Raw genomic sequence first — 15,324 nt, forward strand, 5'->3', positions numbered from 1 at the left:
CCGAATCATCATATTATTCGAAACGAAAGAAAAAGCGAAAATTTAGGGAAAGAAATGGTTATAGGCGTACAAGACCTATTCTCGCTCGTATCGTCGGGGATTAGCCAGCAGGACCGCCTGCTGAAACTGGACACACCTCTCGGGCCTAATGTCCTGTTGCCGCAACGTGCGATTGGGCACTCTCGCATTGGTCGAAATTACGAATTCACGGTTGATGTCTTGTCTCTCAAAGACACGCTCGAGTTGAAGACACTCATCGCACAACCTGTAACACTTTGGATTCAGCAAAACGACAAGTCTTATCACCCGCATCACGGTTACATTCATACGGTGCGCAGACTCGGTTCAGATGGCCAAGCGACCTGCTTTCAGCTAACGTTTTCCTCGTGGCTTCATTTCCTCAAATTCCGGAAGGATGCAAGAATCTTCCAGGAATTGAGCACCGAAGACATCCTCACCGCGATTTTTAACGAGCACCCGCAGGCGCGCGGTGCCTATCGCATCGCAGTCCGCCGCCCCACGCCCGTGCGTTCCTTTTGTATCCAGTACGAAGACGATTGGAATTTTGTTCATCGTCTAATGGAAGCAGAAGGCTTGTTTGGATATTTTGAGCAGTCTCTCGACGGTAAGTCGCACACTTATGTCGTCACTGACGACGTTTACGCGCTTGCTCCAATGTCGCCGAAAGTGATTGATTTCGCGCGGATTGGTGTAAATAGCGAAACAGATGCATTCCTACAATGGACTGGCACACGCACGCTGCAGAGCGCGACTTACACAACCAGCACGTTCGACTATAAGAACCCGCTCGCGCAGAAGGGCACGAGTTTTCCAACCATCGGCAATCAAGGCTCACTTCCCGAGCAAGCGGAAGTTTACGAGTACACAGGCGCATACAGCTATCTTGAGAGCGACCGAGGCGACCAGCTCACGAAGCTGCACCTCGAGGAATGGGAATCGAGAGCAAAGCGATTCGTCGGAGTTGGCGGCGTGCGTCGCGTCGACGTTGGCCAGTATTTCACGCTCGCGGGCCATCCCGAGCATGACCATGATGCATCTCAGGACCGTGAATTCGTCGTCATTGCCGCTGATTGGTACATCGAGAACAACCTACCTGCCGGAAACACCCATCCTTTTCCACAAGGCCTGCAGCGCCGCATTGCAGGAGTCCGCGCAGACTATGAGGCCATCAACTCCTCACTGACAAGCAGAGCATCGGACGGTAGCGAAGGATTCTTTCTCGTCGAAGCAGAAGTGCAGCGCCGGAGCGTCCAGTATCGCAGCCCCTTTGAACATCGCAAGCCGCAGATGCAAATACAAACGGCAACCGTGGTCGGGCCGCCGAACGAAGAGGTCTATACCGATTCGCTCAATCGCATCAAAGTCCATATGCATTGGGACCGAAGAAATCGTGGGGATGCGAACTCTTCGTGCTGGGTGCGTGTGCTTTTTTCCGACTCCGGTAGCGGCTACGGCGGCGTGCACGTACCTCGCGTGGGCGAAGAAGTGGTTATCGCCTGGCTTGACGGTGATTGCGACCGCCCGCTTGTGGCCGGGAGGCTCTATAACGGGGCCACGAATCCACACTGGCATTCGAACGGGCTACTGTCGGGATACAAGTCAAAGGAATATGGCGGCACAGGCTACAACCAGCTCGTAATGGACGATTCCAGCGGCCAGAGCCGTGTCCAGCTCTACACCACTAGCGCGAACGCCGCACTGCATCTGGGATATCTCGTCGACCACACAGGCAATCTGCGAGGCGACTATCTAGGAAGCGGTTTTGACCTGACGGCGGATTCGTTCGGCGCCGTGCGCGCTGCGCAGGGACTCTTCGTGTCGACAAACTCGCGCACCGGCCTTGCGACACAGCCCCTTGATGCCCGCGAAGCCAATCAGCAGTTGCTTGGTTCCGAAAGCGTCATGGATGCACTCTCCGAGGTGAGCGGCCAGCATAGGGCTGAGTCCCTGCTCGAGGGAAAAAACGCCCTGAAGAATTTCACTGCGGCGACCGAGCACGACCTCGACGGTATTGGTACAAGCGGCCAGACAGATGGTGGAGGTATTGGCAGCGCAAAGGGCTTCAAAGACCCCGTCATGCTGTTTTCAAGTCCGGCTGGTATTGCACTGTCAAGCGAAAAATCGGTGCACCTGTCTCCGGACGAGCAACTGAATCTCGTGAGTGGTCAGAGCACACATATCGCAACGGGTAAGTCGTTCATAGCGAGCGTCAAGGAGAAACTGAGCCTCTTTGCGCAGAATGCTGGAATGAAGCTCTTTGCGGCGAAGGGAAAGCTGGAATTGCAGTCGCACTCCGACAATATTGAGTTGACCGCGCAGCAGACCGTCAAGATTCTATCGACCACAGCGAAAGTCGAAGTGGCATCGGCCAAAGAAATCCTGCTGACGAGCGGAGGCGCATACCTGCGCATCACCAACGGGAACATCGAGATTCATGCGCCGAATTCGGTCTCCGTGAAAGGCGCCGACAAAGTCTTCGCTGGCCCTGCAAGCACCAGTTATCCCCTGCCGGACCTGCCAACCTCGTCTCCAGTTCCATTCAGCCAGAAGCTTGTCTTCCGCTCCTCTGAAGACGGAGCCGCCGCGAGCGACGTCAAGTACGCGCTTTACCCACATCAAGACGAGCCGGACGGCAACGCGCAAAAAGTCATCTCGGGCACTTCGGCATCAGACGGGTCCGCTCGACACCTGAACCCGGAAGAAACCGAGCATCTGACTGCACTCTTTGGCCAAGGCGAATGGGAAACCGCCTGGAACCTCAACATTGACCGCGACGACGACGTACCACCCGCTAGCGTCGTGCATGACGAAGCATCCGAACTCGTTTGAACATGACCGACCAAGCCGATTACACCATTCAGCCCGGCGATACGCTCAGCGCCATTGCTGCGAAGAACAATACGACCGTAAGTCAACTAGTCACGCTCAACAATATTGACAATCCCCGGCTCATTTACCCGGGGCAAAAACTGAAGCTGAAGGCGTCCGACACACCTGCACAAGTCGACGATGCAGAAAAGTTTTTCAGCGAACTGTGGATTCGCGTAACGGATGCGAACGACAAGCCGATACCCAACCTGAAGACGACAGTCGTCACCTCTTCTGGTGAGCATGAGCACGTCACAGACAAGAACGGCGACATCCCGGCGGTTCGCACGCTCACGCCGGATGAAAAAGTGCATGTCTACGTCTTCAAACTAGAAGGCGGCAAAAAGAAGGTCGCCGAGCTGAAGCCCCCTCCGGGCACACATCAACCCATTGTGCGCAGCCCGAAGGCGAAGGTCAGCATCCCGCTGCGTGTACACGAAGGCGGGGCGGACCATCAACCGAGTGCGCCGGTGCCTTTGGCACCGGCGGAAGTCCAGCACAATCGCGACATCGCGGGCAATCCAGTGGTGAACGTTGGCGTCGAGTGTCCGAACAGCCACAACCTGCGCCTCGGTGCGAACATGAAGTATCGCGACTACATCGTCAAAGCATCCGAGCGCAGCGGGATTATTCCGCAGGGGGTTGCGGCACTCATCGAGGCAGAAGCGGGAAAGATGCCCTCCATCCATGAACAAGTACCGGTAATTTCGAAGAAAACGCACAAGCCGGTTGTCATCAAAGGGAAGCCCTTGATGAAAACAATCCGGAAACCGAACCCTGAGTGGGACCCGTCAGTCGTCAACTCCATTGGCGCTGCTGGGCTTACGCAGTTCCTTCCGACCGCGTGGCTGCAGGTCGCAGACTTGCCCGACTCGGCATTACATCAACGCTGTACCGAACTGGCAGCTCAGCAGGGTGTTCACCATCTCACGCAATCGCAGATACTGCACCTGCGGCTTGACGCGGAGCTTTCCATCCTGACTGCTGCTGATTACGCCGCGTCAAATATTAAAGTGTTCGCTGACGACGGCTTTCAAGTGGACTCCGTTACCGGCCCGAGTCGTGCAAAGCTCGGATACTTTCTCCACCATGAGGGTACAAGAGGTGGACGCGAAATCATCCGTCGTACGCTGACGGCAACAAGAGCCCTTAAACTTCTCCGCACGCAGTTGAAGTCGTCAGGGTCCGATGGCACTGCAGAGGCCAACGCGTACATGGCTGACCACAACGTGCACGGCGCCGAAGCTTACATAAAGTGGATTTACGATTACGTCGACAAGAAAATTAACGCAAAGTATTTTGCTTGCGACCCAAGTAAAATTGATGAACCACTTCCGATGGAAAAAATCGAAGCACTTTTGAAATGAGCGAACGGACCATGAGAAAAATCGTTGCCATCGCAGTCCTTGCATCGTGCGTGAGCACCATCGCGCAGGCTAAACCGGTGACCTACAGTTGTTCTGCGACGAAGAATACTGTCGAACACTCTCTAGACATTAGCGTGGACGGCGACAAGGTGAGCGACTGGAGCTATTTCGCCGCTACGCCAGCAGGTGACTCTTCCTTGACCTGTTCCCTCGACTCAACGGACGGCAAAGAGTCTGGCTCAACGGCCGGCGTGCAGAGATATATAACCGACTCCGGTAATGTGACCGTGACAAAAGAAGGCAAGTCCTTCGTGTTCGACTTTTCGAAGGTTCGCATCACAGACGTATGCGGTCAGTCCTCCGCAATGGCGAAACACCTCACCATCACGCCGGGCTCGAAGCGCTGTACAAACGTTGCGAATGCGACCTGAACCGGACATAGCGACGTAGTAACCGGCTGCGGACTGATCCACTTCGCAGCCACATAGTTTTGCGTAGCGTGTATAAAAACATGCTCGGGGCATCGGCCTGCCCAACAGCAAACGACCGCCTCATCACAAACAGGGGGTGGGGGAATTTACGATGCTCGCTCACGCGGCCACACTTTTCAGCAACTCATAGGCAAACGTTGTGTTGCCCGCATCATCAGACTCAAAACTAAGACGCTTGCATGAGGAGCCCGACGGGTTATCGAAGCGCACCGTGTTCTCGTGGTCGAAGTAGCTACTGGCAGTCGAACCGTCGTCGAAGTGAGCAACACAACGCATACCGTAGAGCCGACCTTGGTCAGCCACGTTGAATTCGATGAATTTGGGTTGCTGGTCGGGCGGGAGCTTTTGCCCACTTTCGCTATAACCCATCCTGGCAAGCGCACCTGACTCCATCGTCATGACCATGTCCGACTGGGATGCAATTAGCTTAGGAGGAGGTTCGCATTTGCATAGGCACACGTCATCTTCTAGCGCGACCTGCTTGCCACTACAAAACGTCATTGGCATGTAGGGCATAACGTTTGCAATCTTGCCCGTCGAGTTGCAGGCCGGACAATGGACCTCTGCACCCACGTAGGCAAGTGGCAACCCGCCACTAGTCGTCGTTGGGTCACCGGTCACCACTACACCGTTCTTCGTAGTCTTGTCGCCTTGGACAATCATCTTTCTGCGCATTTCATGTCTCCGGTCAACTGCCCAGGCCGACTCTCTGGACGGCCAGCAGTTCGGGTTCGAGTGCGCGCCAAAAATCTTGCGCCAGGCTCCTGCACTGCCATCGCGAGATATTGTTACCGACTCGATAGAAGAAAGATGCGTTTCGACGCGCCAACATGCGGCTTACCAGCGCGACGACCTCATCAGGGTCCCACATTAGCCATACTTCGGGAGCCGGTGTCATCACGGCGCCGCTCAATGCAGGGGCGACCTCATTGAAAAGGACTTCCTTGAGCATGGACATCGACATGCTCGAGCAATGTCGGACCAGCTGTTCAGCCACGTAGTGGTAATCAACTACGTTATCTACGAACATCAGTGCCAAGGTGCACCAACACTCCCGACGCATTTCCTGGCTTACCGTATCTGCCATTTCATGAATTCCTGAAGCTCTTCCTGATACAGGTCATTCGCGCTCTCCGCTGCAATAGCGCCCGCCATACTTCCCAGCACTACAAGCGCGTACGCACACACCGGCGCGCCCGGACCACACAAGCTTGCAACGGCCGCGTCCGCAAGCACACCACCAAGCAGTGAGCCGCCGATTATCGCCCCTTGCCGGTTGACCTCGGAAACCTTGTCCGTTGCCGTGGCGACGCTATAAATCGCGAGAACCGACGTCATTAGGAGGAACACCTTTCCGCGCACAGCCCACCGTCGAACTTTGGTCGTCATTTCGACGCTGTCCCGCCCACTTGCGTCAATAATGCCGTAAAACACCTTTGCTCTCTGCTCTGCGCTTAGCGTGTCATACACGCTTGGCCGTGTACCAGCGACGATCTCATTGACATATGCCTTCTGTTCGGCTTGCTTCAGCTTCGTAAATCCCTCAACATTCTGCACGCAACTGTAGCGCTCCAGCAAAAAGCGCTTTGTGAGCCCTTCCTTCTTGTAGCGCTCGGCAACCGCCAAACCCGTCGCCGACGTCGCGGCGCGAGTCTCTTTCATTATCTGGTTACGCATCATTTGCGCAAACCGGACACCCTCTTCCACTCCAACATGGCCAGCAGAAATCTCCTCCCTGACCATTTTTGGAATTTCTCCAATTTGACGCATATATTCTTTGCGCGTGGAAGAATCTTGAATGTACGAGACAGCGATGTATTGCGCCGCACTCTCGAACTCCTTCAAAGCCTTTTCCAGCAGACTGTCTAGTTTATGCTGTTGATTAACCGGGTATGGACCGGTGTATGTCAGTGCATCACCATCGTCCTGGGCGATTGCGGGGTATTCATGCGGCATCACGATTCCAGTCTATGTCGGTTGCGTGATGATATATGAATAGCGCCAACTCCTCATCTAACTGATAAAAATTTTGAATAGTCAATGCGACTCGCCATACTCAGTCGAAGATTTTAGCGCGAACAGCCTCCCAATTAACGAGAACATTCAACAATAAAATTACATAAAATCAAGAATCAAAAACTGCATAAGGACCGTCTCTGCCCTACTCTGCGTGAATAAGAGGTGTACCGAGAGGAAAGTTACCTAGTAAAAGATATGCTCAGGCCGCACTCCCCGTTGCGCGTCGCGTTCACACAACCGGCTCGTTTGTCCACTGGACAGCTGGCGAGGAAGCCATTAGCGTGAAAAAGTCTCTCGACCCGACGTTAAGGACCTGCACATGCAAGTGAGCACTGACACCCTGGTTGAAATGCTGCGCGAGGTCGAAGCGCTTTCCCAGAGTTTCTGCTCACGAGCGCCTCCGCGGATTCGAGCGAAATCCGCGAGAAGAAGCGGCAATCCGCAGCCGCCGACTAGAGTGACGATAGTGCCCAGCATCCCAATGCGCATCATGATAGAGCATGACAATTGCCACAAGAGCGGGCAAAAGCATAAGCAGCGCCGGCTTTAGGCGAGCATTGCGGTCGTACTTGTCGCCGAATGCGCTCACCATATTCGTAAGGACCTCAACAAACGCAGCCGAGTTTTTCATTGCTCAACCTCGTCATAAAACGGTACGTAGGTGAGCGGTCCACACCCCTCACGCGCAGGCATATTGCTGTGGCGCCAAATGCTATTTCCTTTGGTTTGGGCAACCCTGAAACTACGACGATTGAACGCATTCGTAACAACCCTTTTGGGATGGGTCGGAGCTTTCGCAGAAGCGGATACAAAGGCGACACGGCCCGGATTCTCCGGACGCAGGGCCAGCGGCTTACCGAACACAAGGTTGAGGGTCTCGGAGGATACGTGGTGGCGTCCTCCGTGATGGGGAATCTGGGCGAACGTGACCTGAGAAGGCAAGTCAATTCCCAGACGCGTCGCATAGTCGGCCGACTCGCGAAGAGTTTTGATTCCGGCGTCTCCGGTAAGCAAGTCGCCACGTCCACCGAACGCAGCAAACAGCACAGCGCTGCTCTCATTTTCTGCGGACGTCGTGACCGTGTCGGGCAGATACTCCTTGTCTCAGGCGTCAGCGAGATACCCAACTGCGCCCTTAAACGCATCAGCAATCGAATCCAACAAGGTCGCGGCCTTCAGCAATTCCGGAGACTTCTCAAACGCAGGAGTCAGCTTGTGGACGTAGCGGTCGCGCTCCGGCGACAGCACCGTGAAAATGCCGATTTTGGAACCGGCAAACGGCTCGCGCACCGTGATTCCCTTGCTTTCGGCCATTTCCTCAAGCGCGAATGCTGCAGCCATCTTCTTTTGCAGACGTTCCGCGAGACTGTCGTCGGTGATGCGATTATCCCGGAAGTATTGGCGGATGTCGCTGCTGTAGTTCCACGGCTGGTGCATCCAAAGTTCGCCAACCTTCAGATTCTCCAGGACATAGAGAAGACCGCCGGCGTGGTCGTTGTCGGAGTGCGAGTTGACCACGTAGTCGATATAATCCACACCGCTCCGGTCAAGCATGTGAGCATCGACGAAGCGAAACGATTCATTTCGGTCATGTTCGGCTCATAGCAGACACGCCAAGCATTGAGCTAGGCGGCCCCAAAAGCATCGGGTGTGATTACCAACCAGGGCGATTGACTGAGCCCCACTGATTCTTCGGCCCCGGTATGTGGCGATGCGGACTGATTGAACCGGAGCTTGGTTGCGAAAAATCACTCTGACGCCACCTGAAGCGCTGCCCCTTCGGTTTGAGGCGGAAGAGAAATGAAAACCGCCGAAGAAACGCGCGAAGCTTTGGAGAAGGGCCGGCCATCGAGAAATGGATTGCAGTTGTGATGCTTCAAGGCTACCACACGGGCGTGCAAGCCGAAAATATGTGGCGTTGCTAACCTGAAGTCTCGGTGCGCACTTCCATAGCGATGTCAAAATTCGGCGAAGAATCTCGATATTGGTTTTGACAAAAATGCGATGAATAGCATTTTATGCAATGCAGATATAGAAATAGGTCCGATAGTTACGCGCAGCGAACGAGTCGATTCGCTGAAGGTGTGCCACCTATGCACAGGCGACATGAGTAGCGCCTGTGCAACGGTCAGCGTTTAAATACAGAAGTCAGCTGGCAGTCCAAACATGCAAACCGAGGTCTCTGTTACGTCGCTCGACATTCGTGCCTTGACGACGCGTTCACATTCACATTTGGGCTTGCCGAAGCGTTCCGGCTGAACAAGAGTTGCGCCAATTCCGTACGATGCATGGTGATGTCCCGTCTTGCCATCGGTCGTACGACGTTGGTCGTTCCATCCTTGGAATTTGTAGTTTTCGAGCATATGCAAATTTGGATGCCCATACCCATTCTTGCCTGTGGAAATCACAAGCCGGGCGCCAGGAGCTTTGGTCTCAGGAATGCTAAACACATTGAGTTTGCCACCATGGTGACTGGCCATCATCCCTACAATTCGACGCACGTCTAAAGACAGGTCAGTGGCTAAGCGCATGCTGTCGAATTCTGAGTCACCGGGAAGCAAAACAAGCCCCCTCTCCCAGCCATCGTCAACCCGGACAACCATCGCCAGTCCTGAATTGTTTCGATGCGAAACGTCCTTTTTAGTCGTCCGACACTTGATTATGAGGAGATTACGTGATTCCCACGCCCTTCTTTTTTGCGGCCAATAGTGCAGCGCCCTCTTCCCCATACACCGCTGATGGAAAAGCTTCATGATAAGAAGATAGTGGCTTGGTCCTAGTTTCATCGCTCTATCTGGTGCCGGTACCAGCCATGGACGCTCGAGGGCGCTTGCTTTCCATGTGGCGCAAGCCGCTCTTCGATTACGGTCGTAGCGCCAACTTTCAAGAGCGTATGCCCAATGGTCCCAATCCCAATGCGAAAGTACGACTGGTGGAGCTGCCTCTTCTTCTGCCTAGACATCAAAAAGCCTAGGTGCCGAAGTAGGCGCACCAGCAATATTTGTCTGGATGGGCCAGCCCAAATCGAAGAACAAAACGGGATGTTCGAAACGGTCAACTATCGCGTTGCAGTTTCCTTGACCAACGTGATAAGCGACAACATGGCGTTGCGCGTCGCGGGAAAACAATGCTTCCAACCGACTTGTAAAACTCTCAAACGACCGAGGTTCCAGGCGTGGTGGGCTGAAGATGCGCTCAGCATCATTCTAAATTTCACCATTGACTGGTGTTGGAGATGATATGTAGAGCGGCGGGACCTCAAGTCCATCAGCCGTTGGTGCAAGCGAAACAAACGTTGCTGAGATGTTGGCGCCATCCTCGTTAGCCACATCGGAAACGGTGAACTGCAACCAGAGTCTTCCCGGCTGCGCGTTGATTCTCTCTAGTAGCTGGCGCTCCAACTCATCACGCTGCACCTGAAGCACAGCACCCATATATTCGTCAGCCATTGTGTCTGGCATCTGACTTATCCCACCTGCCTGACGCATCACCTTGAAGGTTTGTTCGGCGATGCAATCAAGATAGACATGCTGAGAAGTGTCCCCCTCATCATCCAGCGTTTCTAAGACGGCGAAATAACGCATATATCCTCAATTTTTTATTGTCAGCCCGATAACGGCTTTTAAATCTGCCGTCGCACGCACACACGCCGACAACCGAAAATCAGTGTTCGATACTACGATTGTCTACCGGATATTGTCCAGAACGGCGCATAATTGTCCGCTCCTCATAAACCCAATAGTTATGCTCAGTAGGCATTCGTTCGTCGTACTAGACTCATCCCATATCTCGCGGCTCGTTACCGATTGGGCATCAAGCAACTACGTAAACAAGCGTTCAGCCGAGCGCTTTATCCCGCGACTCGTTCAATTCGGTTGGATACCGCTATTATCGTGGCACCAGGTTGTCGAACTGCTACAGCACGGCAACGAGCGCTTGGTCGATATGCGCGTGCGCTACGTACGAAGCTGGCCCATGGCTGCATGGGTGAACGGAGGACAGCCGAACGTGATTCCAGGCTCAGTTCTCAATATTTTCTCTGCGGAAGTTCGAGTTGCCTTCACCAAGCCAGACCTCGACGCTATTGGCGTTCGTGACGCTGCTCGCGACTCGTTGCTGTCGTATGGAAGAGGCGTTGACGCGGCGCCTGGGGTTCTGAGCGATTGGCGTCACCTTCGCGCCCTTATCGACGAGCAACAGAAACATTCGCAAAAGGTCGCAGCTATCTCTCCGTGGCGCGCATTGGAAATCGACTCTACGCCTCTCGCCGACTGGCTCGATAAGCCGCTCCGGTCCGCTGAAAGCATCGGCGCGCGGCTTTCAGAAGTTCGAGAATATCTTGAGGCAGAGATTAGAACGCGTGGTGACAAGCGCATTGAGAGCGCGGCCGATATGGCAGATGAGTTTATGTCGGATGTCGCCGCGAATGTTGAAGAAGCGCTCACAGACAACGCGGCCATCCCGTTGCCCTTGCGCATACTCCTCAAAGCCGGCCTCGAACCCGATGACATTCAGCCGCAGACAACATTTCGCGAAGCAATGCAGGAGGTCGTCTTCAGGCGGCGCCTGAAGTTGGCTGCTGAAGTAGAGCAGTTGCCGTGGCCAAAGGTGAAGGAAGCGGTGACACGTGACCGAATTCCCTCTGCCATCATTTCTGAGGCCTTGCGCACGTACGGGCATGACCAGCCCGAGAGAAAAGGGAGCGACGTCAACGATACTTCACTGCTCTGTCTCGCGCCATACGCAGACAAGATGTTCGTTGATAAGCGCACGCTGGAGAGCGTCCGACGAGCGAAGCAGAAGGTACCGATTCTGGGAGAACTCCTCGGCGACGTTCGGAAGGCTGCAAGCTACCGGGACATCACCACAGCTCTCACGCCCAACTAACGTGGTGCCAGGTCGCGACTTAGTATCGGCTGGAGACGCTGTATCGCTTATCCCAATTCGCAAGATATGCCTTCGTCAGCGCATCGTCACCGGGAACCATCATGCTGTTCTCGGCGTTTCGCTGCTGCGCCGCCTCAGTGAAGTTGAACTACCCAGTGAACACGGCCTTGCCGTCGAAAAGCATGACCTTGGGCCAAGCCGCTGAGATGTAGATGGAGTCAGGGCAGCTTGAGCGATAGGCGCTCGATTGCGCGCCGGCACCGCGTAGGCGAGTCGGTTGGACGAACGAATGTTCTAGCCTAATAGATGCTTTGCTTGAAAGCACGGCGCCAAGGCTCCAAGTGGCGAGCCGCCACCGAAGCCGAAAGCCGAAAAACTGCGCTCCAGACGCGGTAGACGGCGCACTTCGATACGACCCCATATTTCCGAAGTCGGAGATGTGCATTCATTCTCCGCAGCAAAATCAATCTGCGCGTCATTGCTGTGCTATCAAAATCAGCTCTCGATAGCAAAAGCAGCGAAAAATTGTGCGACGCACACCAAATTTCGCGATTCCCGCACACTTTGATGTCTCTGAAACGCAATTTTAGCGTTTCCGCACACTTTGTTGTCTCCCGATAACCCCAGAAAAATAACTTTGACAAACACTCTTAAGATATATATCTTAAGACACATCTTAAGACACTCAGAGACAGGAGGCCTCATGCGCCACCATCATCATTCCGGACATCATGGCCGTCACGGCCACGGCGGTCGCGACGCGCGCGACTTCTTCGAAGGCACCACGCGTGGTGATCGCGCCGATCGCAGCGAATGCGCCGATTTCCTCAACGCCCGCTTCGCCATGCGTCACCCCCTGCACGCGCTTCACGCCCTGCGCCACGCCATGGGCCGTCGCGGCGGTGAAGGCCACGGCGACTTCGGCGATCGTTTCGGCGACGGCTTTGGCCGTGGCTTCGGCGGTCCCGGCGGTTTCGGCGACGGCGACGGTTTCGGCCGTGGCCGCAAATTCACCTCGGAAGACCTGCAGTTGATGCTGCTCGCGTTGCTCGCCGAACGCCCGAGCCACGGCTACGAGCTGATCAAGGCGCTCGATTCGCGCTCGAACGGTTTCTACAGCCCGAGCCCCGGCATGGTCTATCCGGCCCTCACGTATCTCGAAGAACTGGGCTATGTGAGCGTGACGCTCGAAGGCAATCGCAAGCGTTACGAGCTGTCCGACGAAGGCCGCGCCCATCTGGACGACAACCGCGAGCGTGCCGACCTGATCCTCGCCAAGCTCACGCATTTCGGCCGCAAGATGGATCTGATGCGCCGCGCGTTCGCGGGCGAGGATCCCGCCGACGGCAGCGGCTGGACCCGCGAGCTGATCGAGGCGCGCCGCGCCCTCAAGCGCGCACTGCTGCGCCGCACGGACGCGTCACCCGAGGAACAACGCCGTATCGCCGCGATCCTCGTGCGCGCCACCCAGGAAATTGAAAACGGCGGCGAACCCGTCAAGACGGACGACAGCGCGAATTCCGGCGAATAAAAACACGCCCTTCACCGTCGATCGTCAGCCGCCCATTTATCGGAGTCATAGATGCAGAATCAGATTCAGAACCCGTCCCATCTCGAAGTCGTCCGCGTGCGTCATCCGCTGAAGTTCCGCCTGCTGCAGGTCACGCGCGTCGAAACGCTCTCGTCCGCGCTGGTGCGCGTCACGCTGACCGGCGATCTGAGCGATTTCGTCTCGGCGTCGTTCGACGATCACGTGAAGGTGTTTTTCCCGGCCCCGGGCGAGGACAAGCCCACGCTGCCGACGCTCGGTCCGGACGGCATCGCCTTCCCCGATGGCGTCGAGCGCCCCGCCGCACGCGATTACACGCCGCGCCGCTTCGACCTTGAAGCCAACGAACTCGATATCGAATTCGCACTGCACGAAGCCGGCCCGGCAACCGCATGGGCGGCGCAGGCAAAGGCCGGCCAGTACATCGGCGTGGGCGGCCCGCGCGGCTCGATGGTGATCCCCACCGGTTTCGACTGGCATCTGCTGGTCGGCGACGAAACCGCGCTGCCCGCGATCCAGCGCCGTCTGGCCGAACTGCCGGCGGACACGCGCGTGGCCGTGGTCGTGGAAGTGGCGGACCGCTCGGCGCGTATCGAACTGCCGACCGAAGCCGATCTCTACGCGACGTGGGTCTATCGCGACGAACTCGAATCGGCACAACCGCTCGTCGATGCACTCGGCGAAGTCTGGCTGCCGCCGGGCGAGGGTTACGTGTGGGCAGCGGGCGAAGCTTCGGCGATCCGCGCAGTGCGCGCCTATTTGTGCAACGATCGCGGCGTCGACAAGAAGCGCATCCGCGCGTCGGCGTACTGGCGTCGTGGCGCGCAGGCGGCGCACGAAACCATCGACGATTAAACAACCCGCGCGCGCCGCTACGTTTTTCCAAAGCAGCAGCGCGCGCATGAAAAAGGGACTCGCCTCGCGGGTCATCCTGGATGACATTGATCCTCAATCCGCTGCGCGAGCGCACGCTGCTCTGGCTGCTCGCGCTCACGCAGTTCACCGTCATCATGGATTTCATGGTGATGATGCCGCTCGGGCCGCAGATCATGCACGCGTTCGCCATCACGCCGGCGGCGTTTGCCACGGCGGTGTCGGCGTATTCGCTGTGTTCGGGTCTGTCGGGCCTGTTCGCGGCCACCTATATCGACCGCTTCGACCGGCGTCGCCTGCTGCAGGTGACTTACGCGCTGTTCGCGCTCTCGAATCTCGCCTGTGCGCTCGCGCCGAACTTCCATTTGCTGCTGGCCGCGCGCGCATTCGCGGGCCTCACGGGCGGTATTCTCGGCTCGATCGTGATGGCCATCGTCAGCGACGTGATTCCCATCGCGCGCCGCGGTGCGGCCACCGGCGTGATCATGACGGCGTTCTCGATTGCCGCCATCGCGGGCGTGCCGGCCGGCATCGTGCTGGGCGCGCACTTCGGCTGGAGCGCGCCGTTCATGCTGCTGGTGGTGCTCTCGGCGGTGATCTGGATTGCCGGGTCGCGCGTCGTGCCCTCGCTCACGGAGCACGTGGACCGCGAAACGCCGCTCAGCGCGATCCTGCCGCGCCTGTGGCAACTGCTCACGCTGCCGCGTCATCTGAAGGCGTTCACGCTCACCTTCACGATGATGACGGCGCACATGCTGGTGATTCCGTTCATCTCGCCGATGCTGGTCGCCAATCATGGCGTCGTGCCTGAAAAGCTCTCGTGGCTCTATATGGCAGGCGGTGCGTCGACTTTCGTGACCTCGCGTGCGGTCGGCCGTCTCGCCGATCGTTACGGCAAGCGCCGCATCTTCCGCGTGATGGCCTTGCTGTCGATCGTGCCGGTGCTGTTCGTCACGCATCTGCCCACGCTGCCCTTCGTGGGGCTGGTCGCATTCTTCGCGGTGTTCATGATCGCGCTCTCGGGCCGCATGGTGCCGATGCAGGCGCTCATCACCACGATTCCCGAACCCGCCCGTCGTGGCGCGTTCCTGAGCGCGAACAACGCAGTGCAGGCGCTCGGCATGAGCATCGGCGCGTGGGTGGGCGGTTTGTTGCTGACCAACGGCGCGAACGGCACGCTGGAGGGCTTCGGGCATAACGGCTGGCTGGCCGCGGTGTTCACGGTGGTCGCCGTGGCGTGGGTGTCGCA

Annotated in this window: 13 protein-coding genes; 7 read left to right on the top strand and 6 right to left on the bottom strand. The window is 56.6% G+C overall.

Translation table 11 applies throughout. The annotated features are described in order from the left end of the window. Positions 1-54: 54 nt before the first annotated feature. From F3J17_RS18690 to F3J17_RS18700, 3 genes are read left to right on the top strand one after another with little or no spacing between them, the layout of a single operon-like run. On the top strand, positions 55-2,850 hold the full coding sequence (locus F3J17_RS18690; RefSeq protein ID WP_167061843.1) for a type VI secretion system Vgr family protein: 2,796 nt from the start codon (positions 55-57) through the stop codon (positions 2,848-2,850). 2 nt (positions 2,851-2,852) lie between these two features. Then, complete coding sequence (locus F3J17_RS18695; RefSeq protein WP_167061779.1) at positions 2,853-4,256, top strand: LysM peptidoglycan-binding domain-containing protein; 1,404 nt, start codon at positions 2,853-2,855, stop codon at positions 4,254-4,256. Continuing rightward, positions 4,253-4,687, top strand: a complete 435-nt coding sequence (locus tag F3J17_RS18700) for a hypothetical protein (RefSeq protein ID WP_167061782.1) — start codon at positions 4,253-4,255, stop codon at positions 4,685-4,687. Before F3J17_RS18695 ends, F3J17_RS18700 begins: the two co-directional genes overlap by 4 nt. 159 nt (positions 4,688-4,846) lie before the next feature. On the opposite strand, the gene F3J17_RS36035 is transcribed toward F3J17_RS18700, so the two are convergent. The 6 genes from F3J17_RS36035 to F3J17_RS18730 form a co-directional block, all read right to left on the bottom strand. Continuing rightward, complete coding sequence (locus F3J17_RS36035; RefSeq protein WP_205194851.1) at positions 4,847-5,422, bottom strand: PAAR domain-containing protein; 576 nt, start codon at positions 5,420-5,422, stop codon at positions 4,847-4,849. A gap of 13 nt (positions 5,423-5,435) precedes the next feature. Further along, a complete protein-coding gene (locus F3J17_RS18710; protein ID WP_167061785.1) occupies positions 5,436-5,834 on the bottom strand; it encodes a hypothetical protein in 399 nt (132 codons plus the stop codon). After that, on the bottom strand, positions 5,819-6,703 hold the full coding sequence (locus F3J17_RS18715) for a hypothetical protein (protein ID WP_167061788.1): 885 nt from the start codon (positions 6,701-6,703) through the stop codon (positions 5,819-5,821). Before F3J17_RS18715 ends, F3J17_RS18710 begins: the two co-directional genes overlap by 16 nt. A gap of 1,167 nt (positions 6,704-7,870) precedes the next feature. Then, the gene (locus F3J17_RS36040; RefSeq protein WP_205194852.1) at positions 7,871-8,302 is read right to left on the bottom strand and encodes an MBL fold metallo-hydrolase; all 432 of its coding nucleotides are present in this window, start codon (positions 8,300-8,302) and stop codon (positions 7,871-7,873) included. Positions 8,303-8,901: 599 nt separating this feature from the next. Next, positions 8,902-9,369: a hypothetical protein gene (locus F3J17_RS18725; RefSeq protein ID WP_167061791.1), complete on the bottom strand. Its 468-nt coding sequence runs from the start codon at positions 9,367-9,369 to the stop codon at positions 8,902-8,904. A 603-nt stretch (positions 9,370-9,972) separates the two neighbouring features. Next, positions 9,973-10,350, bottom strand: coding sequence for a hypothetical protein (locus F3J17_RS18730; protein WP_167061794.1), 378 nt, complete (start codon positions 10,348-10,350; stop codon positions 9,973-9,975). 391 nt (positions 10,351-10,741) lie between these two features. On the opposite strand from F3J17_RS18730, the gene F3J17_RS18735 reads away from it, so the two are divergent. The 4 genes from F3J17_RS18735 to F3J17_RS18750 form a co-directional block, all read left to right on the top strand. Next, positions 10,742-11,653 (top strand): hypothetical protein, encoded by a 912-nt coding sequence (locus F3J17_RS18735; RefSeq protein WP_167061797.1) that lies wholly within the window; start codon positions 10,742-10,744, stop codon positions 11,651-11,653. 703 nt (positions 11,654-12,356) lie between these two features. Further along, entirely contained in the window at positions 12,357-13,184 is an 828-nt protein-coding gene (locus F3J17_RS18740) for a PadR family transcriptional regulator (RefSeq protein ID WP_167061801.1), read from the top strand. Positions 13,185-13,235: 51 nt separating this feature from the next. Next, on the top strand, positions 13,236-14,057 hold the full coding sequence (locus F3J17_RS18745; RefSeq protein ID WP_167061804.1) for a siderophore-interacting protein: 822 nt from the start codon (positions 13,236-13,238) through the stop codon (positions 14,055-14,057). Positions 14,058-14,137: 80 nt separating this feature from the next. Further along, on the top strand, positions 14,138-15,324 hold a 1,187-nt coding region (locus F3J17_RS18750; protein ID WP_167061807.1), incomplete at its 3' end, for an MFS transporter.

It is taken from the genome of Burkholderia sp. Ax-1719 (assembly GCF_011753055.1).
Classification (GTDB): Bacteria; Pseudomonadota; Gammaproteobacteria; order Burkholderiales; family Burkholderiaceae; genus Paraburkholderia.